The following is a 19843-nucleotide window of genomic DNA, read 5'->3' on the forward strand; positions in this document are numbered from 1 at the left end:
CTATTTTTGTTCTTCCTTGGTATCAACATCATCCATGAAGTCGTCCCCATCTTTGTTTTTAATTCCAAAAATAGATTTTATCTTATGCAAAACCGTTCTGTAAAACAGTAAAACGCCAGCCACTGCTGCAGCTAAAAACTGAACAATCAAAGCCCCCGTACCAGGATCGAAATATAATGAAATCATTTTTTATTTATTTATTTTTCAAAAATACCTAAATTTTAGCTATTTCAAATTAAGAGAATCGTTTTTAATTAATTCTAAACGTATAATTTGATTTTTCTGTCAATCAAAATAAACTTTTCCTGAAATATACACTTAAAACTATCAGATAAATAAAATTATCTAATGCTTGAGCCATAACAATTCCCTGTATTCCGAAAAGCAAAACTAAATAACTGCTCAAAATAAACAAGATAACAAGTGATGCTATTTCTGAAATTATAAAAGCTTTAGTCATTTTTTTTGCAAAAAATTGAAATCCTAAAACCCATGCAGCTGCTTTAAAAATATCCCCAAATAATTGCCAAAAAAACAAAGTTGTAACTGGCAGGAATTCATTAGTAAAAAGCAAATTAATTATAAAAAAACGTGCAAGATAAATTATGATTAAAGCAACTGTAAATACTGGTAAAATGTTTTTATAAAAACTCCAAAAAACCTTTTTTGTTTCCTGATTATTTTTAGCAGCAGCTAATTTTGGAAAAAAATAAACGGATAATATTGTTGTTATAAACATCATATAATAGGTAGAAATTCGGGTGATTGTTTCCCAAAAACCGGCTTGCTCCAATCCAACTTCTCCGATTACATTTTTTCGTATTGCTAAATAAACCAATGGTCCCAAGACAGAGGAAACCAAAGCCATAAGCGAATAAGAAGACAAATTCTTTATAACCTGAAAATCAAAATAGCAAAACCTAATTATTTTTAAAAAATTCAACTCTTTATTAATAAAATAAAAAGTCATAAAAAACAATAATGCCGGCGAAATCACTATTGAAAGTAAAGCCCCCAATGTTTTAAAATGCGAAATCATATAAATAGAGGCTAACAAACCTATTGCATTTCCTATGATATTTATCCAAATTACTTCTCTGAATTTCCCAAGACCGTTAATTACCGAAAGCAAAAAAGTAGAAATAGCATACCATGGCAAAACCAAGGCTGTTGCTTTAAAAACTATATGATACTCAAAATTATTTCCAAAAATTTTATCATTCCAAAATCCAGCAAAAAAATACAAAACCAAACTCAAAATAATAGTAACTATTAACAAACTGATAAATGCTGTTGAAATTGTTTTCTGAAGTTGAACTTTATCATCTTTACCTTCAGCAACATATTTTACAATTCCGTTTGAAAATCCTAAAGTAGATATACTCTCTAATGAAGTAACAAAATTACGTAGATTACCAACCAGAGCCATTCCGCTTGAACCAACAAAAACAGCCAATAATTTTGAAGTAATCAGACCTGTACCAATTTTTAATAATACACTCAAACTATTTAAAGAAGTAATTTTAAATAGATCTGTTTGTATTACCTTTTTTATAAAATCCAATTTAATATTTATTTAAAATTGAAATAACAAAATCCACTTCATCATTCGTCATAACAGGACTGATTGGCAAACTCAAAATTTCATTATGAATTTTCTCAGTAATTGGGAAAGATAAATGACTCCAGTTTGAAAATGCTTTTTGTTTATGTGGCGGAATCGGGTAATGAATCATTGTTTGAATTCCGTTTTCTAATAAATAATTTTGTAATTCGTCTCGGTTTTCGGTTCTTATAACAAACAAATGAAATACATGATTGTTCGATAAATCCCAGAAGGGAAGAATGATTTTATCATTTTTAATTCTAGCTAAATAACGTTTAGCAATAACACGGCGTTTCTCGTTGTCTGCATTTAAATTGGGTAATTTCACATTCAGAAAAGCTGCCTGCAATTCATCCAATCTTGAATTTACACCAATATATTCATTTTTGTATTTTGCTTCAGATCCATAATTTCTAAGCGATTGAATCGTTTTTGCCAATTCATCAACATTGGTAGTAACTGCTCCCCCATCTCCCAAAGCTCCTAAATTTTTTCCTGGGTAAAAACTAAAAGCAGCAGCATTAGACAAATTGCCGGATTTACCAAAATCAGAAATAGCTCCATGTGTCTGAGCTGCATCTTCAATTACTAATAAGTTATTTTGATTTGCAATTTTATTAATAATATTCATTTCAGCTAATTGACCGTAAAGATGAACAGCTAAAATAGCTTTTGTTTTAGAGGTAATTTTTTCTGAAATCAAACCTGAATCAATATTATAACTTTCTAATTTTGGTTCAACCAAAACAGGAATCAAATCAGCTTCTAAAATGGACAAAATACTCGCAATATAAGTATTGGCAGGAACAATTACTTCGTCTCCCTTTTGTAATTTCCCTAATTGCATATATCCTTTAAAAATCAAAACCAAAGCATCAAAGCCATTCCCAACTCCTACGCAATATTTTGTCCCACAATAGTTAGCAAAATTATTTTCGAATCTTGTGACTTCATTGCCTAAAATATACCAGCCATTTTCTAAAACCAATTTCAGTTTTTCCTGAAAAGCAGTTTCATACGGTTCATTTATTTTTTTTAAATCGAGAAATTTAATCATTTCAAAACGGTATCTAATATAGTATAATTTGAAGTTTCAACTTCATAAAAATCATGAACAATCGTATTTGCTCCAAAGCTTTCTTTCCAATAAGATAAACCTTCATTGAGTTTTCTTCCCTGATTTTCATTGGAAATTCCAAAATCAAAGAAACGCTTCTTTTTAAAGGCTTCTGAAATCAATTTATAAAATAATAAATCCAGTCCACCCAATTCGTTTTTATCTTCTTTTCCTGAAATATATTGGCTATGAGCCACAGTGGAACTTTCAAAAATAGTGGTTCCGGCAACAATAATGTCATTTTCATAAACATTAAATTGACGTATTTCATTCGGAAATAAAGCTTTCAATCTAGTTATTTCTTCTAAGCTGTGAACTGGTTTCGCCTGATGCTTTTGGGCTAAATTTGGAATTAATATTTCGTTCCAAAAATCAGTAAAATCATTAACTTCTTTAATAATCAAACGATTATTAATTCCGTTTTTAACGCCTCTTTTTCTAAGTTTTGATAGTGAATATGAATTGGACAAATCAACAACAGCCAAAGTATCTCTTCTAATTAAGTTTGCTTCTAATAAAAACAAGATATAATTCAGTTCTTCAGCAGGTTTTTGATGATAAATAGAAGGAATTAATTTTAATTGTAATTTTTGAATATCGTTTCCACTCAAAAAGAATAAAATAGATTTAAAAATTTCTATTACAGATGCCAATTTTATTGTATCATTATAAACCAAACCGCCATAAGTCAATCCCTGATGTGAATACAGATTTTCTCCAGATCTATTAGCCGGCAAAATGGAAACTAGTTTCTCTCCTTCAAAAACCATTAAAGAATAATCTTCAAAACGATCTTTATGATATTCCATAAAATTACGATGAAACAAAAAGGTAGCATTTTTGGCCTGAGCAATAAAATCATTCCATGCTTTAAAATCGTTTTCGGTGTATTTTTTTACGGTATATTTATCCAAGATTTTTCTATTTATGATCAAAGGCAGGTAAATACCATTTGAATTTGACGGCCATTAATCGAACCGAAATTATAACAATTGATGTAGTTAAATACAATATGTCTTCATTTAATTCTAAAATTTTTAAAGCAAAAAATACTATGCCACCAAAAATACAGATAGTAGCATAAATTTCTCTTCTAAAAATGGTTGGAATTTCAGTACACAAAATATCACGTATTACACCGCCAAAACAGGCTGTGATGGTTCCTAATGCTATACAAATTACAGGATGAAGGCCAATTGAGATTCCTTTTTCAAGACCAATCAGCGTAAAAACTCCTAATCCGATAGTATCAAACAAAAATAAGGAAGTACGAAGCTTATCGAATTTTTTTCTAAAGAGAATTGCCAATCCAAAACCTAAAATAATAACATAAACATATTGCAAATCCAGCATCCAGCCAACCGGGGTTCTTCCAATTAAAACATCCCGAAGAGTTCCACCTCCAACCGCCGTAACAAAAGCTATTATAAATACACCAAACGGATCCAGTCTTTTATGCATTGCTGTTAAAGCACCTGACATTGCAAACGCCATTGTACCGATAATATCTAAAAGATGGAACATTTTGTTTTGAGATTCTAAGTTGCTGAGGCGCTAAGATACTAATGTTTTATTCTTTACTTTTACTTCTACGCTAGGATTTATTTTTTGGATTGCTTCCATAAATCCTTGTTTATCTTTCGGAGAAATTAAAACTGTATCGAATTTATTATATAAAATTTCAAGTCTGTCAAAAGATAATGCTGGAGAACTCATTATATTATTAGTTTCCGAAATCTTTTTTATGGATGCAACAGCAATTGAAACATGAAAAAGAAAACCACATTTTATAGTCAATTTTTCATCTTCAATGATGTAAAAAGTAGTGACAAACATATAAACTATACATGCTGTCGTAAAAATCATAAATACTAAACCTCCCCAAAGTCTGTCATAAGCCATTTTTATTATTATGACAGAGAACATAATGCCTAAAAAAAACACAAACCAAAGATCAATTTTCGATTTAAATTTTTCCATTTATTTTTTAACGTAGATTGGGCTTCTTTTTAATAAATAAGTAATAGAATCCATCCAGCTGTCTTTTACAGCAAGAAATGGTTTTCTGGTTTGAGAGTAAATTTTTGTCTTGTTTTTATACATATCAAAATATACCGTGTAGTAATAATACATTTGAGTATTAGCAGTTGTTGTAGAAATATCGTTGGTCTTAAGTTTCTTATTATTGTCACTTACTTTTGCATTTCCGCTATTATAGGTTGTAGCGATAGCACTTTCAGACATTGTAAAAGAAACTTTCGCTGCAATAATATTATCGACTCCTAAAATTTTTTCGAGATCTTCAATTGGAGTTTCATCAATATTGGTATGGTCAATTCCGGCTTTATGCAGTAAACTATTCGTTGTTCTTAAATCCTGAACTGTTAACGGAAAAATATTGGAGGACTTATCCAATAATTTGTTATACATGTCATTCTGTGCAAATTTTGACATATCTTCAGAACTCTTTAAGTTATCTGAATTTACGTAAGGAACCGGTAATACCGCAATTGTATTAGGTTTCATTTCGGCATTTACAATGGTTTGATTTGTGCTTTTTGAAGGATCATTGTTTGAAGAAACATCAAAAGTTTGAGAACGGCCGCTTGCAAAATCAATTCGCGCAATTTGTGATATATCTAATGAAATTTGCATTGTTTCACCCGGTAAAGAATACTCAACTGTTTTATCAGACATTTTTGAGATGGTACATTCAATAATCTGATAATCTCTTTTTATAATTTTATCTAATTTTTTTCCGCTTTGGGCAAAACCAAAAACACAGACAAATAATAACAATGTTACGGTAATTACTTTTTTCAGATTCATAATTTTTAAATTTAATTTCTTACTTCCACTTTTAGTTAATCATCTATTAAACAATATAATAATTGTTAAATTTACAAATTTATATTGTAAGAAAAAACAAGAAAAACTTACTTTACCATTTTGTTACATATTCTGAGTATAGAAATTATAATCTTTTAAAACCGTGCAAATAAAATCGGCAGGATTTCCTATTGATTGATTTTTGATTCCGGTAACACTTTCAATTTTAGAAACTAATTTATAAATGATTTCATAATCATTTTTGGCTTCAGCCCTTAAAAACGTTTCTTTGATAATACGCATATCGTTATCTGATAATTTTATAACCAAAGGATAAGTTGGCACATACGTTTCTCCTATTTCTTCTAAAATAGTATGACTAATATCAACTTTATTTTTTAATGTAATAACTGCTGTTCCTGCGACCATATCACCTAATCGCTGTCCTTTTTTACTTGAAACAACTGTGATTAAAGCTATAATGCCGTTAAAGATTGTAATATCTATTAATCTAAAAAACCAGCGCATCAAATAATCTCCAAAGCCGGCTTGATAACCGTCAATTTTGACAACTTTTATTTTAGTAATTTTTTTACCTATCGTTTGTCCTTCAAACACACTTTCGAGTGTAATAGAATAAATCATAACCGGAAAATAAAACATCAAAAGGATTGTCATTAAAGACCATTGATCTAATTTTGGAAACAACTTGTCTAAATTCAGCCAATAAAAAAATATCCCGTAAACAACGATACAATAAGCTATTTTAATGATCAAATCGAGTAAATACGCTCCTATTCTTTCACCTGCCGATGCCGCTTTAAAATTTATTTTAACATTTTGTGTTGTAGCTATAGATAATTCTGACATATTTTATATTTTAGCCCTCAATGAGAGAAGTTGCATTCATAAAACAAAATAAAGAAAAATGGCTGGAATTTGAACTGGCTATTTTTGGTAAAGCTAAAAAAAATCCTGATGAGTTGGCTAATTTGTACATTCAAATGATGAATGACTTGTCGTATGCGCAAACGTATTATCCGAAAAGTAAAACGGTCGTTTATCTAAATCACCTTGCGTCGCAGATTTATCAAAAGATTTACAAAACTAAACGAACAGAAAAAAACAGGTTATTGGAATTTTTTAAAACCGAAGTGCCTTTATTGCTTTATGATTACCGAAGATATTTGCTGTATGCTTTTGTCCTGTTTTTTGCAACTGTTGCCATTGGGGTAATTTCTGCCAGATTTGATCAAGACTTTGTTCGCTTAATTTTGGGCGACGGCTATGTAAATATGACCTTGGAAAACATCAAAAATGGAAATCCAATGGCTGTTTACGGAACCGGAAGTAACTGGGGGAGTTTTGTAGGCATAACCATGAACAACTTGTATGTGGGTGCAAGATGTTATATTTATGGGATCTTTGGAGGTCTGGGAACTTTTTATATTTCCTCTCAAAATGGAATCATGCTCGGATCGTTTCAATATTTTTTTTACGAACAGAATGTGTTCTGGAAAAGTGTTCGCGGAATCTGGATTCATGGTTCAATGGAAATTTTTGCCATTGTAATTGAAACCGCTGCCGGATTTATTCTAGGGGCTTCCATTTTATTTCCGAAGACATTTTCGAGAGTAAATTCTTTTAAAATGGGTTTTAAAAACAGTTTCAAAATATTCCTGAGTACCTTTCCGTTCACAATTAGTGCCGGATTTCTTGAAGGTTTTATCACCCGATATTCTATCGACATGCCCAATTGGCTTAGCACCTTTATCATACTTTTTACGTTGGGTGTAATTTCTTTTTATTATTTGGTTTATCCTTCTATTGTTCACAAAAAAATACAACATCTACCTGCCAAATCGAATTAACCATAACCAATAATGAATAGAATTTTTCTTCTTTTATTTTTTCTTTTTTGCTGCAACTTATCTAATGCGCAGGATTCTTTGGCTACAGCTGAACCTCCTAAAACAGCTTCAGTTAAATATACCGAAGCTGATATTTATGCCGATACAGATATTATTGAAACCAAAACATTTCAGAAAAATTTTAAAAAAAAATATACAGACGGTAATTTTGTATACGAACAAAAGACACCTGAAAAAAATGCTTGGGATCATTTTAAAGAATGGCTGGCAAGTATTTTTAGAAGAATGTTCACTTTTAAAAATCCGCAGGCTTCACTTAATTTTGTTGCCGTTTTATTAAAAGTATTGGCTGTACTAATCATTGTTTTTGTTATTTATTTAATTGTAAAAGCCCTCATTAACAAAGAAGGGCAATGGATTTTTAGTAAAGAAGCAAAACAAAAAACAATTCACTATTCAGATATTGAGAAAAACATTCACCTTCTGGATTTTGAAAAACTGATTCAGGAAAGTATTCAATCCGGAGAAAAAAGAATTGCGATTCGTTACTATTACCTGTGGCTGTTGAAGATAATGGCACAAAATCATTATATCGAATGGGATATTGAAAAAACCAATTCGGACTATTTATACGAACTTAAAAACCCTGCCCACAAAGAGGAATTCAACTATTTGTCTTACCTCTTTAATTATATATGGTATGGCGAATTTGAAATTGATGAAAGTGCTTTCTTAAAAGCCGAAAACCAATTTAAAAAATCCCTAAAAACCTTTAGAAATGAGTAAATCCATCAAAATTTATATCGCTATACTGGTTTTTATTTTTGCCTTAATTTTATTAGCAGGCCATGATGGACCTAAAAATATTGACTGGTCACCAACATATTCAGTAAACGATAAAATTCCATTTGGGCTTTATGTTTTCGATAAAGAAATCAATGGACTTTTAAAAAAGCAAAAAATTGAAAGAGTTTCTGCTTTGACTCCTTATGAATTTCTGGATTCTAAATATGTACCTGATACTATTGTAGGAACCTATAAAATAAAAGGAACGTTTTTTAATATCACAGAGTTTGCTTCAATTGACGACCAGTCGATGAAAGAGCTTTTCTATTTTGTTTCCCATGGAAACAGTGCTTTTTTAAGTATGAAATCATTCCCTAAGCCTCTCTTAGACAGTTTAAAAATAGAGTTAGATTCAGGTTTTGAACATAATGACAGCACTGCCGTTTTTATGGCTAATAAAAAATTAAATTCTAAAAAATATTATTTTAAGGAACCGCTTGAAGATTTTTTCTCTAAGATTGACACCTCAAATACTACCGTTTTAGGGTATCACGAAAATTATAAAAACAAAAAACGCATTGATTTTATAAAAGTTCCATACGTAAATGGATACTTTTATTTACATATGCAGCCTGCCGCCTTTTCGAACTTTCATTTATTAAAAGATGATCATTATCAATATGCGGAAAGTGTACTTTCATATGTACCAAAAGGTGATGTTTTTTGGTATACAAAAGGGCAAAACAGCGAATCGATCTCCGGTTCTCCATTACGATATATCCTAAGTCAGCCTCCATTAAAATGGGCATTATATTTATCTTTAATCGGAATATTAATCTTTATTCTTTTTAACGCCAAGCGAAAACAAAGAATTGTTCCGATATTAAAACCGTTACCTAATCTGACCGTTGATTTTACCAAAACAATCGGGAATTTATATTATCAGGAAGGCGATCATGATACTATTATTGATAAAAAAATTATTTATTTTCTGGAAAAAATTCGAAATGAATATATGATCGACACCTCAAAACTCGATGATGATTTTATCAAAAAATTGCATCATAAGTCCGGAAAAGAAGAAGCAGATATTAGAGATCTTGTATCTTTAATTAATGAACACCGAAAAAGTTATCACGGAAGTCTGGAAGAAGATTTAATCAGAATCAATAATGCAATAGAAAAAGTTTTACATTAATATTTTTTAACTGAAATTCATCAAAAGAAAACATACCAAAACATGGACGATATCAACACAACAGAAACTGAAATCACTAACGAAAATGTAAATTTTGAAACAAGACTTAATTTAGCTCCTCTTTTAGATCACGTTAACAGTATCAAAAAAGAGCTTGAAACGGTAATTGTGGGTCAGCATAAAATGATTGATCAATTATTGGTTGCTATTTTGTCAAATGGACACGTTCTATTGGAAGGTGTTCCCGGCGTTGCCAAAACCATTACAGCCAAATTATTATCGAAAACACTTAATATCGGTTTTAGCCGAATTCAGTTTACACCAGATTTAATGCCTTCAGATATTTTAGGGACTTCAATTTTTAACCTAAAAAGTTCAGAATTCGAATTTAAGCAGGGGCCTATTTTTTCTAATTTAATTTTAATAGACGAAATTAATCGTGCTCCTGCCAAAACACAGGCCGCACTTTTTGAAGTTATGGAAGAACGCCAAATCACGATTGATGGTTCTGCCTACCAGCTTGAAACTCCGTTTTTGGTTATTGCCACACAAAATCCAATTGAGCAGGAAGGAACTTATCGTTTGCCAGAAGCACAGTTAGACCGGTTTTTATTCAAAATTTCGATTGATTATCCAAAGTTAGAAGAAGAAATCCTGATCATCCAGAGAGAACATTTGCTGCAGGATCAAGGAAAATTAGAAGCCATCAAAACGATCCTTTCTGCCCAGGAAACAAAAGGATACCAGGCTTTGATTAAACAAATTAGAGTGGAGCAAAATTTACTGGAATATATTGCTAGAATCGTTGTAAATACCAGAGAAAATTCTTTTTTGTATTTAGGAGCTTCTCCTCGGGCCTCAATTGCAATTTTGAATGCCTCTAAAGGTTTTGCAGCGATTCGTGGCCGCGATTTTGTAACTCCTGAAGACATCAAAGAAGCTGCTGTTCCGGTTTTACAACATCGTGTAATTGTTGCTCCCGAACGTGAAATGGAAGGGATTACGAGCTCTGAAATAATCAAACAGATTATTGAAGCTGTTGAGATTCCGAGATAGTCATAAGTTATGAGTTAACACTAAACTTGAAACAACAAAAAACATGAAACAAATATAATGAAATTCATAAAAAGTCTATATCTTAATAATTTCTTTTTCTATGTCCTTCTGGGCATTATCGGATTATTTGTTTGTGCTTTTATTTTTCCGAATTTATATGATGGAGTCTGGTTTATTGTTTTAGTACTGATTACTTTTGTCATACTCGATATTATGATTTTGTATATCGCCAGAATCGGAATAGAAGCATCAAGAGAAATGCCTGAAAAACTTTCGAATGGTGATGTAAATCCAATAACTATTTCGATCAAAAATCATTATACTTTTCCAATTTCAATTAAAATAATTGATGAAATTCCCTTTCAGTTTCAGGTACGTGATTTCAAAATAATCAGAAATGTAAAAGCTTCTGCTCAGGATAAAATCGGGTATGATTTACGGCCAACGGAACGTGGAGAATATTACTTTGGAAATTTAAATATTTACGTTTCTTCTCCTTTAAAATTAATTTCCAGAAGATTTACTTTCGATAAAGATAAAATGATACCAACGTATCCTTCTTATATTCAATTGAGAAAATACGATTTACTAGCTTTTTCGAATAATTTATTTCAATACGGAATCAAGAAAATTCGTCGAATTGGTCATACAATGGAATTTGAACAAATTAAAGAATATGTTCAGGGAGATGATCTTCGAACTTTAAACTGGAAAGCAACAGCAAAGAAAAATGCCTTAATGGTAAATCAATTTCAGGATGAAAAATCACAATCGGTTTATTTAGCAATTGATAAAGGCCGCGTCATGCAGATGCCTTTTGATGGTTTGAGCTTATTAGACTATGCCATAAACTCAACATTGGTTCTGGCAAATGTGATTCTCAAAAAGCAAGACAAAGCCGGAATTTTCGCTTTCTCTAAAAAAGTCGAAAACAGAGTTTTTGCTGAAAAAAGAGGCTCACAAATGCAAAAAATCCTAGAAACTTTATACAATATTAAAACCGATTTTTTTGAGAGCGATTATAGCCGATTATATGTTGATATCAAGAAAAATATCAACCAAAGAAGTTTGATTATTTTGTATACCAATTTTGAAACCATGGACGGTTTAAATCGTCAAATGCCCTATTTAAAAGGAATCGCAAAAAGTCATTTATTGGTTGTCGTTTTCTTTAGCAATACTGAATTAAACGAAATCATCAACAAAAAAACCGACACGATTCAGGAAGTTTACGATAAAGTAATTGCCGAAAAATTTATGTTCGAAAAGCGCTTAATTGCAAATGAACTTAAAAAATATGGTATACATTCTGTTCTTACACAACCTGAAAATCTGACTTTAGATGCCATTAATAAATATTTGGAGATTAAGTCGAGAGGTATTTTATAAAAAACAGGAAGTGATTGTTGTCAAAAGGTAAAATGAGTATTATGAAGTCATCAAGTTCATACATTTGATGTTAGAATAATCAAAAAACTTTGAATCTTTGTTTCTATGAACCTTTACAACTCGAAAACATGAAAAAATCATTTCTAATTTTATTCATTCTGGTACATTTTTTAGCTTCGGCACAAAAAACAGAAAACATTATCATTATCACCACAGACGGATTTAGATGGCAGGAAGTTTTTAAAGGAATGGATGCAGAAATTGCTAATGATAAAAACTTCAATCAAGGCGATAGTACTTACATTTATAAAAAATATGGGAGTACTGATTTTAAAGAACGCCGCCTGAAGCTAATGCCTTTTTTGTGGTCAGAAATGGCTTCGAAAGGGCAAATTTATGGCAATCGGGATTTGGGTAATCAAGTTGATGTTTCAAATCCGTATTGGTTTAGTTATCCTGGATATAGCGAAATTATGACTGGAAATGTTGATCTTAAAGTTAATTCAAATGATTATAAACCAAATCCTAATGCGAATGTTTTGGAGTTTTTAAACCAACAGCCAAAATTAAAAGGAAAGGTTATTGCCTTTGGAGCGTGGGATGCTTTTGACAGAATCTTAAATGAAAAAAGAAGTAATTTTCCTGTAATTTCAGCCTTTGATAATGTGGGTGGAAATAAACCAACTGAAATTCAGAAATTATTAAATGAAATGCGCGACAATTCGTTTAAACCTTTTCATGAAGACGAATGTTTAGATGTTTTTACGCATTATGAAGCGCTGAATGAACTCAAAACCAATAAACCAAAAGTGCTTTATATTTCTTATGGCGAAACTGATGAATGGGCACATCACGGACATTACAGATCCTATCTTGATGCCGCCAATCAAGTAGACAAATGGATAAAAGAAATTTGGGAATTTATACAAAATGATCCACAGTATAAAAATAAAACGACTTTACTTATAACTGTTGATCATGGTCGTGGAGACAAAACAAAATCAGAATGGACAAGTCATGGCGATAAAATTGCAGGCGCATCACAAATTTGGTTTGCCGTTATTGGTCCTGAAATTACATCAAAAGGCGAAATCAAAACAGATGCTCAATTGTATCAAAAACAATTAGCTCAGACTATTGCCAAAATTATGGGCTATACTTTTACAGCAGATCATCCTATTGAAAATGAGGTCAAGGAAGTATTTGAGAAATAAAAATATCTAAATTAAATAAATGCCTTAGCCCTTTTACAGCCATAAACCTTTACCATTATTTTAAAAAAATCTCAGTATCTTAGCGCCGCAGAAACTTAGTCGCTTAAAAAATGAAACAAATCACTTCAGTACAAAATCCCTTTATAAAATCACTTGTTTTATTGCAGGAAAAAGCAAAAGCCCGCAAACAAACCGGAACTTTTTTGATTGAAGGATTACGTGAAATTTCATTAGCTATCAAAGGCGGTTACCAGATTGAAACCTTTTTATTTTTACCGGAATTAGTTTCTGAGAATCAGATTTCTAAATTGGTCTCTACTCCTGTTCAGTTCATCGAAATTAATAAAGAAGTTTATCAAAAATTGGCTTATCGCGATACTACCGAAGGTGTTTTAGCAGTTGCAAAAACCAAATCAATGCAATTATCTGATCTAAAATTATCCGAAAATCCATTGATCTTAGTTGCCGAAGCTCCTGAAAAACCAGGAAACATCGGAGCCCTTTTGCGTACAGCCGATGCTGCTAATCTGGATGCCGTTTTAATTGCAAATCCAAAAAGTGATTTATACAACCCAAATATTGTGCGTTCAAGTGTTGGTTGTTTATTTACCAATCAAATTGCAACAGGGACAACAGATGAGATTATTGCTTTTTTAAAAGAAAAAAAGATTAATTTTTACTGTGCTACATTGCAAAATTCAACTCCTTATCACACACAGAATTTTACAGCTCCAACTGCTTTAGTTGTAGGTACAGAAGCAACCGGTTTAACGCAGGATTGGCGTGATGCTGCCACACAAAACATTATTATACCAATGCAGGGCGAAATTGACAGTATGAATGTTTCTGTTGCCGCAGCTATTCTAATTTTCGAAGCCAAACGACAAAGAGGATTTAACTAATTATACATTTCAAATTATGAATTTTAAATTACCGTTTTTAGCATTACTTTTTAGTTTTACTGTTTCGGCACAAATCACGAATACAGAAGTAGATGATTTAGTAAATCGTACAATAAAAGCATTTGATGTTCCCGGAATATCCGTTGCTATTGTTAAAGACGGAAAAGTTGTTTTGGCAAAAGGATACGGAGTAAAGTCGATAAAAACTCAGGAAAAAGTAGACGCAAATACACTATTCGGAATCGCTTCGAATAGTAAAGCTTTTACAAGTGCTGCTTTGGCAATGTTGGTTGATGAAGGTAAAATAAAATGGGATGACAAAGTAACCCAGTATCTTCCAGATTTCAAAATGTCTAGCGATTACATCACACAGGAATTTACGATTCGTGACTTGCTCACACACAGAAGCGGACTCGGTCTTGGTGCAGGAGATTTAATGATTTGGCCTGATGGAAGTGATTTTACAGCAACCGACATCATTCATAATTTGCGTTATTTAAAAAACGTTTCCAGCTTTAGATCCAAATTTGATTACGACAATTTGATGTACATTATTGCGGGCGAAATTGTCCATAAAATTAGTGGTGAAACCTGGGCGGATTTTATCGAACAGCGCATCATGAAACCTCTTGAGATGAATAATAGTGTCGCATCAATCAAAAGATTGAAAGACACTACCAATGTAATTACGCCTCACGTTCCAATTGATGGAAAACTAGTTACCATAAAACGTTATGAAAATCAATTATTTGATGGTGCTGCCGGAATTTATTCTAGTGTAAATGATTTAAGTAAATGGGCAATTTTGCAAATCAATAACGGAAAATATGGTAACAACAAACAATTATTTTCGGAGAAAGAGCACGACGAAATGTGGCAATTGCAAACCATAATTCCAACAAAAACAAGACCTCCATACAATACTCATTTTTATGGATATGGTTTAGGCTGGTTTTTAAATGATGTGAAAGGTTACAAACAAGTTTCGCATACGGGAGGTTTAGAAGGAAATGTTACGCAAACAACCTTAATTCCTGAATTAGGTTTAGGAATTATTGTTTTGACCAATCAACAATCCGGAGCAGCATTTAATGCCATTACCAATACAATCAAAGACAGTTATTTAGATATTAAATCTGAAGATTACGTGAAGATTTACAGCGATAGAATGAAAGCTAATGAAGAATCAGCAGACAAAGTTACCGATGAAGTTTGGGCAACAGTGGCAAAGAACAAAAAAGACAAAATAAAAACTGATTTTTCTAAAATTACCGGAACTTACAAAGACAATTGGTTTGGGGAAATCAACATTACAGAGAAAAAAGGAAAGGCATATTTTCAGTCCAAACGCTCCTCACAATTAGTTGGTGAAGTCTTTTTCTATAAAAATGGAAATTATGTTGTAAAATGGAATAATGCCTTTTTTCATGCCGATGCGCATTTAAACTTCAAATATGACGGCAACGGAAAAGCGGTAAACTTAAAAATGCTTCCAATATCTGAACTAACAGACTTTAGTTATGATTTCCAGGATTTGGATTTCAATAAAAAGTAATTTAAAATTTCAGATCGCAGGTTAAAAACCGAGACAAAAAACTTGGTCAAAAAACTTGAAATCTGAAACCTGAAACATAATAATTTCGTTCTAAAATCAACCTTACATTCCCTTGCGTATATTGCAAGTAATGCTTATTTTTAAGACTTGAAGTATGCCGTCATGATAGAAATAGATATAGAAAAAGAAAATAAAGCAATTGCACAAGAATACAAGGAATTACTTCGGATTAGTTATCAGACTTTAACACCAACTGATAAAAAATTAATTCGGAAAGCTTTTGATGTCGCTGTTGATGCCCATAAAGAACAACGACGTAAATCCGGAGAGGCGTATATCTTTCATCCTATTGCAGTTGCAAAAATTGTAGCTTCAGAAATTGGTTTAGGAGCAACAGCAATTGCAGCTGCTTTATTGCACGATGTTGTCGAAGATACTCCGATGACTGTTGAAGATATTGAGCGTCTGTTCAATCCAAAAGTAGCGCAATTGGTAGAAGGGCTGACCAAAATTTCGATGGTTCAAAAAGACTTGAATGCGTCAATGCAGGCAGAGAATTTCAGAAAAATGATTCTGACTCTGAACGATGATGTACGTGTCATCCTGATTAAATTGGCTGATCGTTTGCACAACATGCAAACCATGGATTCAATGGTCGAATACAAGCAAACCAAAATCGCTTCAGAAACTTTATATATTTACGCTCCTCTCGCCCATCGTTTGGGACTCTACAATATAAAAACCAAACTTGAAGATTTAGGATTAAAATATACAGAGCCTACAGTTTATGAAGATATAGTCAGCAAAATAAGAGAAACCAAAGAAGAGCAAGATGCATATATCAAAGATATTTCGGATGTCCTGAAAAAATCTTTGGATGCTGAAAATATTGATTATATCATAAAAGGTCGTCCAAAATCTATTTATTCGATTCGTCGAAAAATGCGTGCTCAAAATGTGAGTTTTGATGAAGTCTACGACAAATTCGCTCTCCGAATTGTTTATAAATGCGATTCTCATGATGAAAAATTTATTGCCTGGAAAATATATTCAATCGTAACAGACCATTACAGACCTAGTCCTAGTCGTTTGCGTGACTGGATTTCATCTCCAAAATCAACAGGTTACGAAGCTTTACACATTACCGTTATGGGACCAAAAGGCCGCTGGGTTGAAGTGCAGGTTCGTAGTGAGCGTATGGATGAAATTGCCGAAAAAGGGTATGCAGCACATTACAAATATAAAAATGGCGCAACCGAGGAAAGTGGCTTAGATACTTGGCTGAATTTACTTCGTGAGGCTTTGGAAAATCAGGAAACAAATGCGGTTGATTTTGTCGAGGATTTTAAAATGAATTTATATTCTAAAGAAATCTTTGTCTTTACGCCAAAAGGGGAAATAAAATCATTACCAAAAGGGGCTACTTCGCTTGATTTTGCCTTCAGTATCCACTCAGAGATAGGAATAAAAACCAGAGGAACCCGTGTTAACGGACGTCTTGTTCCGTTAAATTATGAGTTAAAAAGCGGGGATCAGGTTGAAGTGATTACTTCGGCAAATCAAAAACCTACCGTAAACTGGCTGGAATATGTTACAACTTCAAGAGCAAAAAATAAAATTAAAAATGTTCTTAACGAGAATACCAAAAAAATTGCTGAGGAAGGAAAAGAATTGCTTACCAGAAAACTTAAACATTTAAAAATAACTATCAACGAACAGGTTATTAACGAATTGGTTAATTTTTTCAGACTTAAAACCAGTTTAGATTTATTTTACAGAGTTGGAATAGGCGCCATTGAAAATCAGCAGTTAAAAGATTATGCCGCACAAAAGAGCAATTCTATTATCAATTTCTTCAAAAATAAAATCAAGCGAAATAAAGATACTGCAGATCAGGACATTCATAAACCCGTAATCAGCAGTAATTATGACATGCTGGTTTTTGGGACTGAACATGACAAACTCGATTATAAACTTTCGCAATGCTGCAACCCAATTCCGGGAGACGATGTTTTTGGATTTGTTACGATAAACGAAGGAATAAAAGTGCATAAGAAAGATTGTCCAAATGCAATCGGAATGCAGTCCAACTATGCTTACCGCATTATGAGCGCCAAATGGATTGATTCATCTCAGGAAGAATTTAAAGCGATTATTAACATTACCGGAATGGATGTTTTAGGACTAACGAATCAGCTTACTAAAGTTATTTCGAACAATATGAGCGTAAACATCCAGAGTATTTCACTGAGTACGGATGCCGGAATTTTTCATGGCCAAATTGCTGTAATCGTAAAAAATAATACGATTTTGAAAAAAATGATTAGTGCCATTAAAAAAATTGACGGAGTAGACAAAGTAACCCGGGAATACAGAACCTAACTTTTTAACGACTCTATTGGGTTTTTTATAACTAAACTTTAAACCCTAAACTTTTATTGATTAAAAATAAAAAATTATCTTTGCCGGATATGACACTCATTTCAACTGACAACACTAAGAATCAAGAAATTGTAAAAAATGTTTTTACAATGTATCTTGAACAAAAAGGGCATCGCAAAACTCCTGAGCGTTATGCTATACTTCAGGAAATTTACGATAGCGAAGAACATTTTGATATAGAAAACCTTTATATCAAGATGAAGAACAAAAACTATCGTGTAAGTAGAGCTACTTTATATAACACGATTGAGTTATTGTTAGACTGTGCATTGGTAAGAAAACATCAGTTTGGACAAAATCAGGCTTACTACGAAAAATCATATTTTGATAAACAGCATGATCACATCATCATGACTGATTCCGGGGAAGTAATTGAATTTTGCGATCCAAGAATTCAAACCATAAAAAAAACAATCGAAGAAATATTTGATATCGAGATTACGAATCATTCGCTTTATTTCTACGGAAACAAAAAGCAAAAATAATAATGCCGAAAAGATATTATTTCGACAAATAAAAGAAGAAAATTAACTACATTAATCAGTAGGGCAAATTAAATTGTCTCAACGCAAATTAAAAAACAGAATGACCGTAGATTTATTACTAGGATTACAATGGGGAGATGAAGGTAAAGGAAAAATTGTTGACGTTCTTACCTCAAATTATGATATTATTGCACGTTTTCAAGGAGGACCAAATGCAGGACATACATTAGAATTTGACGGTATTAAACACGTACTAAGAACCATTCCTTCCGGAATTTTTCATAAAAATTCAGTAAACATCATCGGAAATGGTGTTGTAATAGATCCGGTAGTTTTTCAAAAAGAAATTGAAGGTTTAGAGAAATTTAAACTTGACATCAAAAGCAAACTGATTATTTCAAGAAAAGCACATTTAATTTTGCCAACACACCGTTTATTAGATGCTGCTTCTGAGGCATCAAAAGGAAAAGCGAAAATTGGTTCTACTCTTAAAGGAATTGGTCCCACTTACATGGACAAAACCGGGAGAAACGGATTACGTGTTGGAGATATCGAATTAGAAGATTTTAAAGAACGTTACAGATCATTAGCTGACAAACATGAAGCCATGATTGCTTTTTATGATGTTGCTATTCAATACAACTTAGCGGAACTTGAAAAAGAGTTTTTTGAAGCTATCGAAGAATTAAAAAAATTAGATTTTATTGACAGTGAAGAATATATGTATCAGGCTCAAATAGCTGGTAAATCTATTTTATGTGAAGGAGCTCAGGGATCATTATTGGATGTTGATTTCGGAACTTATCCTTTTGTTACTTCATCAAATACTACGGCTGCAGGAGCTTGTACCGGTTTAGGAATTGCTCCTAACAAAATCAAAGAAGTTTACGGAATCTTCAAAGCTTACGTAACACGTGTAGGTAGCGGACCATTCCCAACTGAACTTTTTGATGAAATTGGTGCTACAATGGCACGAGTTGGTAATGAATTTGGATCTGTTACAGGAAGACAAAGACGTTGTGGCTGGTTAGATCTTGTCGCCTTAAAGTATGCTGTTCGTGTAAACGGAGTAACTCAATTAATGATGATGAAAGGTGACGTTCTTTCAGGATTCGAAACTTTAAAAGTGTGTACTGAATACAACTACAAAGGACAGAATATTTCTCACTTTCCTTATAACATTGAGCCTGAAAATGTAACTCCGGTTTATAAAGAATTTAAAGGATGGCAAGCTGATTTAACCGGATTAACAACTTACGATCAATTGCCAATTGAGCTAAAAGAATATATCGAGTTTATTGAAGAAGAAGTTGGGGTGCCAATTAAGATTGTATCTGTTGGCCCAGACAGAAAGCAAACAATAACAAAATAACACATTAAACGCTCTGAATGA

19 protein-coding genes are annotated in these 19843 nt (G+C 32.3%); 11 read left to right on the plus strand and 8 right to left on the minus strand.

Annotated elements, in window-relative coordinates; all coding sequences use genetic code 11:
* The 8 genes from ACEN2I_RS14995 to ACEN2I_RS15030 form a co-directional block, all read right to left on the minus strand.
* Positions 1-186: a hypothetical protein gene (locus ACEN2I_RS14995; protein WP_441766910.1), complete on the minus strand. Its 186-nt coding sequence runs from the start codon at positions 184-186 to the stop codon at positions 1-3.
* Between the two features lie 103 nt (positions 187-289).
* Positions 290-1564, minus strand: coding sequence for an O-antigen translocase (locus tag ACEN2I_RS15000; protein WP_441766911.1), 1275 nt, complete (start codon positions 1562-1564; stop codon positions 290-292).
* A gap of 1 nt (position 1565) precedes the next feature.
* On the minus strand, positions 1566-2663 hold the full coding sequence (locus tag ACEN2I_RS15005; protein WP_441766912.1) for a DegT/DnrJ/EryC1/StrS family aminotransferase: 1098 nt from the start codon (positions 2661-2663) through the stop codon (positions 1566-1568).
* Positions 2660-3637 carry a GNAT family N-acetyltransferase gene (locus ACEN2I_RS15010; protein WP_441766913.1) on the minus strand — a complete coding sequence of 326 codons (978 nt, stop codon included), beginning with the start codon at positions 3635-3637 and terminating at the stop codon, positions 2660-2662. Before ACEN2I_RS15010 ends, ACEN2I_RS15005 begins: the two co-directional genes overlap by 4 nt.
* A gap of 7 nt (positions 3638-3644) precedes the next feature.
* The gene (locus ACEN2I_RS15015) at positions 3645-4247 is read right to left on the minus strand and encodes a trimeric intracellular cation channel family protein (RefSeq protein ID WP_441766914.1); all 603 of its coding nucleotides are present in this window, start codon (positions 4245-4247) and stop codon (positions 3645-3647) included.
* Between the two features lie 30 nt (positions 4248-4277).
* Positions 4278-4703: a PH domain-containing protein gene (locus tag ACEN2I_RS15020; RefSeq protein ID WP_441766915.1), complete on the minus strand. Its 426-nt coding sequence runs from the start codon at positions 4701-4703 to the stop codon at positions 4278-4280.
* A complete protein-coding gene (locus ACEN2I_RS15025; RefSeq protein ID WP_441766916.1) occupies positions 4704-5552 on the minus strand; it encodes a hypothetical protein in 849 nt (282 codons plus the stop codon).
* Positions 5553-5675: 123 nt separating this feature from the next.
* Entirely contained in the window at positions 5676-6422 is a 747-nt protein-coding gene (locus ACEN2I_RS15030) for an RDD family protein (RefSeq protein ID WP_441766917.1), read from the minus strand.
* Between the two features lie 20 nt (positions 6423-6442).
* On the opposite strand from ACEN2I_RS15030, the gene ACEN2I_RS15035 reads away from it, so the two are divergent.
* The 11 genes from ACEN2I_RS15035 to ACEN2I_RS15085 all read left to right on the plus strand — a co-directional run bounded on the left by ACEN2I_RS15035 (position 6443) and on the right by ACEN2I_RS15085 (position 19822).
* A complete protein-coding gene (locus ACEN2I_RS15035; protein WP_441766918.1) occupies positions 6443-7423 on the plus strand; it encodes a stage II sporulation protein M in 981 nt (326 codons plus the stop codon).
* 12 nt (positions 7424-7435) lie between these two features.
* Positions 7436-8209 (plus strand): DUF4129 domain-containing protein, encoded by a 774-nt coding sequence (locus tag ACEN2I_RS15040; RefSeq protein WP_441766919.1) that lies wholly within the window; start codon positions 7436-7438, stop codon positions 8207-8209.
* Positions 8202-9407, plus strand: coding sequence for a DUF4350 domain-containing protein (locus ACEN2I_RS15045; protein ID WP_441766920.1), 1206 nt, complete (start codon positions 8202-8204; stop codon positions 9405-9407). Before ACEN2I_RS15040 ends, ACEN2I_RS15045 begins: the two co-directional genes overlap by 8 nt.
* A gap of 42 nt (positions 9408-9449) precedes the next feature.
* On the plus strand, positions 9450-10463 hold the full coding sequence (locus ACEN2I_RS15050; RefSeq protein ID WP_441766921.1) for an AAA family ATPase: 1014 nt from the start codon (positions 9450-9452) through the stop codon (positions 10461-10463).
* 57 nt (positions 10464-10520) lie between these two features.
* The gene (locus tag ACEN2I_RS15055) at positions 10521-11852 is read left to right on the plus strand and encodes a DUF58 domain-containing protein (RefSeq protein ID WP_441766922.1); all 1332 of its coding nucleotides are present in this window, start codon (positions 10521-10523) and stop codon (positions 11850-11852) included.
* A 128-nt stretch (positions 11853-11980) separates the two neighbouring features.
* A complete protein-coding gene (locus tag ACEN2I_RS15060) occupies positions 11981-13066 on the plus strand; it encodes a phosphoglyceromutase (RefSeq protein ID WP_441766923.1) in 1086 nt (361 codons plus the stop codon).
* Positions 13067-13176: 110 nt separating this feature from the next.
* Entirely contained in the window at positions 13177-13968 is a 792-nt protein-coding gene (locus ACEN2I_RS15065; RefSeq protein ID WP_441766924.1) for a TrmH family RNA methyltransferase, read from the plus strand.
* A gap of 16 nt (positions 13969-13984) precedes the next feature.
* A complete protein-coding gene (locus ACEN2I_RS15070) occupies positions 13985-15523 on the plus strand; it encodes a serine hydrolase (protein ID WP_441766925.1) in 1539 nt (512 codons plus the stop codon).
* A gap of 162 nt (positions 15524-15685) precedes the next feature.
* The gene (locus ACEN2I_RS15075; protein WP_441766926.1) at positions 15686-17905 is read left to right on the plus strand and encodes a RelA/SpoT family protein; all 2220 of its coding nucleotides are present in this window, start codon (positions 15686-15688) and stop codon (positions 17903-17905) included.
* A gap of 89 nt (positions 17906-17994) precedes the next feature.
* Positions 17995-18450 (plus strand): Fur family transcriptional regulator, encoded by a 456-nt coding sequence (locus tag ACEN2I_RS15080; RefSeq protein ID WP_035649453.1) that lies wholly within the window; start codon positions 17995-17997, stop codon positions 18448-18450.
* Between the two features lie 100 nt (positions 18451-18550).
* Entirely contained in the window at positions 18551-19822 is a 1272-nt protein-coding gene (locus ACEN2I_RS15085) for an adenylosuccinate synthase (protein ID WP_441766927.1), read from the plus strand.
* Positions 19823-19843: the final 21 nt, after the last annotated feature.

Source organism: Flavobacterium sp. W22_SRS_FK3 (genome assembly GCF_052113665.1).
Lineage (GTDB): Bacteria > Bacteroidota > Bacteroidia > Flavobacteriales > Flavobacteriaceae > Flavobacterium.

What these genes read in the sequence shown, in the direction of transcription:
- ACEN2I_RS15030 (WP_441766917.1), bottom strand. Translation starts at nt 6,422, where the DNA reads ATGTCAGAATTATCTATAGCTACAACACAAAATGTTAAAATAAATTTT.
- ACEN2I_RS15055 (WP_441766922.1), top strand. Translation starts at nt 10,521, where the DNA reads ATGAAATTCATAAAAAGTCTATATCTTAATAATTTCTTTTTCTATGTC.
- ACEN2I_RS14995 (WP_441766910.1), bottom strand. Translation starts at nt 186, where the DNA reads ATGATTTCATTATATTTCGATCCTGGTACGGGGGCTTTGATTGTTCAG.
- ACEN2I_RS15050 (WP_441766921.1), top strand. Translation starts at nt 9,450, where the DNA reads ATGGACGATATCAACACAACAGAAACTGAAATCACTAACGAAAATGTA.
- ACEN2I_RS15035 (WP_441766918.1), top strand. Translation starts at nt 6,443, where the DNA reads ATGAGAGAAGTTGCATTCATAAAACAAAATAAAGAAAAATGGCTGGAA.
- ACEN2I_RS15070 (WP_441766925.1), top strand. Translation starts at nt 13,985, where the DNA reads ATGAATTTTAAATTACCGTTTTTAGCATTACTTTTTAGTTTTACTGTT.
- ACEN2I_RS15065 (WP_441766924.1), top strand. Translation starts at nt 13,177, where the DNA reads ATGAAACAAATCACTTCAGTACAAAATCCCTTTATAAAATCACTTGTT.
- ACEN2I_RS15015 (WP_441766914.1), bottom strand. Translation starts at nt 4,247, where the DNA reads ATGTTCCATCTTTTAGATATTATCGGTACAATGGCGTTTGCAATGTCA.
- ACEN2I_RS15025 (WP_441766916.1), bottom strand. Translation starts at nt 5,552, where the DNA reads ATGAATCTGAAAAAAGTAATTACCGTAACATTGTTATTATTTGTCTGT.
- ACEN2I_RS15005 (WP_441766912.1), bottom strand. Translation starts at nt 2,663, where the DNA reads ATGATTAAATTTCTCGATTTAAAAAAAATAAATGAACCGTATGAAACT.
- ACEN2I_RS15045 (WP_441766920.1), top strand. Translation starts at nt 8,202, where the DNA reads ATGAGTAAATCCATCAAAATTTATATCGCTATACTGGTTTTTATTTTT.
- ACEN2I_RS15040 (WP_441766919.1), top strand. Translation starts at nt 7,436, where the DNA reads ATGAATAGAATTTTTCTTCTTTTATTTTTTCTTTTTTGCTGCAACTTA.
- ACEN2I_RS15075 (WP_441766926.1), top strand. Translation starts at nt 15,686, where the DNA reads ATGATAGAAATAGATATAGAAAAAGAAAATAAAGCAATTGCACAAGAA.
- ACEN2I_RS15060 (WP_441766923.1), top strand. Translation starts at nt 11,981, where the DNA reads ATGAAAAAATCATTTCTAATTTTATTCATTCTGGTACATTTTTTAGCT.
- ACEN2I_RS15085 (WP_441766927.1), top strand. Translation starts at nt 18,551, where the DNA reads ATGACCGTAGATTTATTACTAGGATTACAATGGGGAGATGAAGGTAAA.
- ACEN2I_RS15020 (WP_441766915.1), bottom strand. Translation starts at nt 4,703, where the DNA reads ATGGAAAAATTTAAATCGAAAATTGATCTTTGGTTTGTGTTTTTTTTA.
- ACEN2I_RS15080 (WP_035649453.1), top strand. Translation starts at nt 17,995, where the DNA reads ATGACACTCATTTCAACTGACAACACTAAGAATCAAGAAATTGTAAAA.